The 1,782-nt window shown below is 66.0% G+C and carries 2 protein-coding genes; both read right to left on the bottom strand.

What is annotated here, in order from left to right; genetic code table 11:
• On the bottom strand, positions 1-1,148 hold a 1,148-nt coding region (locus HX846_RS36380; RefSeq protein WP_178967366.1), incomplete at its 3' end, for an AMP-binding protein.
• A 60-nt stretch (positions 1,149-1,208) separates the two neighbouring features.
• A partial coding sequence (locus tag HX846_RS36375; RefSeq protein ID WP_178967365.1) for a thioesterase II family protein occupies positions 1,209-1,782 on the bottom strand: 574 nt, incomplete at its 5' end.

The following is a 1,782-nucleotide window of genomic DNA, read 5'->3' as shown; positions in this document are numbered from 1 at the left end:
GTGGCGGGGTCGGCAATCAGCACCGCGTGCTCGGGCTGGCTGGTGCCGCAACTCATGATCGCCGCGCCCTGACCGGGCTCGGCGCGATTGGCGGCCAGAGCCTGTTCGTCTAGGCGCACAGCCGGGATGCCCTGGCCACGGGTGCCGCCGGCAACGAACAAGGTGGCCTCCGCCAAGCCGTAGGAGGCGAAGAAATTGTTCGGGGTAAAACCGCAGGCGGCGAACTTCTCGGCGAAGCGTTCGAGGGTGTCGAGGCGGATCGGCTCGGAGCCGGAGTACGCCACGCGCCACTTGCTCAAATCCAGGCGATCCAATGCCGATTCGCTGACTCGCTCGCTGCACAAGCGATAGGCGAAGTCCGGCCCGCCGCTGATGGTGCCGCCGTATTCGCTGATCGCTTCGAGCCAGCGCAATGGCCGGCCAAGGAAGTACGCCGGCGACATCAATACGCACGGCACACCGCTGAAGATCGGCTGCAGCAGCCCGCCGATCAGGCCCATGTCGTGGTAAAGCGGCAACCAACTGACGATCACGTCGTCGGGGTTCAGGTCGATGCCGAAGCCCCGGCGAATCAGCAGCTCGTTGGCCACCAGGTTGCCGTGGGTCACTTGCACGCCCTTGGGCAACGCAGTGGAGCCGGAGGTGTATTGCAGGAAGGCGATGTCATCGTCCTGCAAGTTGGGCGCAACCCAATGGCTCGCGATTTCGGCATGGAGGCTGTCAACGCACAGCAACTGCGGCGCGCCTTCGAGTTGCGCCAGCGAATCACCGAGGCTGGACGTGGTCAGCAGCAACCGCGGCTCGGCGTCTGCAATGATCGACAGCAGCCGCTCCTGATGATGACGGCGGGCGGACTCCGGCGGATAGGCCGGCACCGCGATGACCCCGGCGTACAGGCAACCAAAGAACGCCGCGACGTAATCCGGCCCGCTGGGGAACAGCAGCACCGCACGATCGCCCAGCCCGGCGTCGGCCTGCAAGGCGGCGGCAATGGTGCGGGCGCGCAGGTCGAGGTCGCGGTAACTGAGGACAACGCTCTGTTCGGCCGTCTCGGCAAGGAAGCGCAACGCCAGTCGATCCGGGGTTTGCGCGGCGCGGCGTTGAAGGGACTGAACCAGGGTGCGGGGAAGTTCGAAGGCGTCCATCATGGGGTTCCTGCCTGAAATCGGCTTACTGGGAAATCGGGGAATGTGTGGCCGGGGGCTTGTTCAGCCGGTCGCCCGGGCCATCTGCCGCGCGGCGTCGTTGCGCCAGCGGGCCAGGTGTTCGTCGGCGTAACGCCGCACACAGCGCAGTACGGAACTCTCGTGCTGCACCAGGAAGAAGTGGTGACCGTCGAACATGTCGAGGGAGAAACCGCTGGCGGTGTCTTGCTGCCAGTCCAGCAGTTGATCGGCGCGCACCGTGTCCTGCTTGCCGCCGAATACATGGATGGGCAGGCTCAGCGGCTCACGCTCGCCGTATTCGAAACTGCCGCACAGCAGGAAGTCGGCCCGCAGGATCGGCAGCATCAACTGCATCAGTTCGGCGTTGGCCAGCACGTCTTCGCCCGTGCCCTTGAGTTCCCGCAGGCGGGCGATCAGTTGTTCGTCGTTTTTCTCGATGGCGTATTCGCTGACATCGCGACAGGCCGGGCCGGCGGTACCCGAGGCAAACAGCGCCAATGGCGGCGGCGCGCCCCGTTCGCGCAGGGCATGGGCCAGTTCGAAGGCCAGCAGGCCGCCGAGGCTGTGGCCGAACAAGGCGTAGGGGCCGTCCAGCTCGGCGCGGATCTCATCGGCC

The sequence above is a fragment of the Pseudomonas sp. K5002 genome, from assembly GCF_013386655.1.
Taxonomy (GTDB): domain Bacteria; phylum Pseudomonadota; class Gammaproteobacteria; order Pseudomonadales; family Pseudomonadaceae; genus Aquipseudomonas.
Note: the sequence above shows the minus strand (reverse complement) of the source record. Positions and strands in the feature narration are given on the sequence as shown.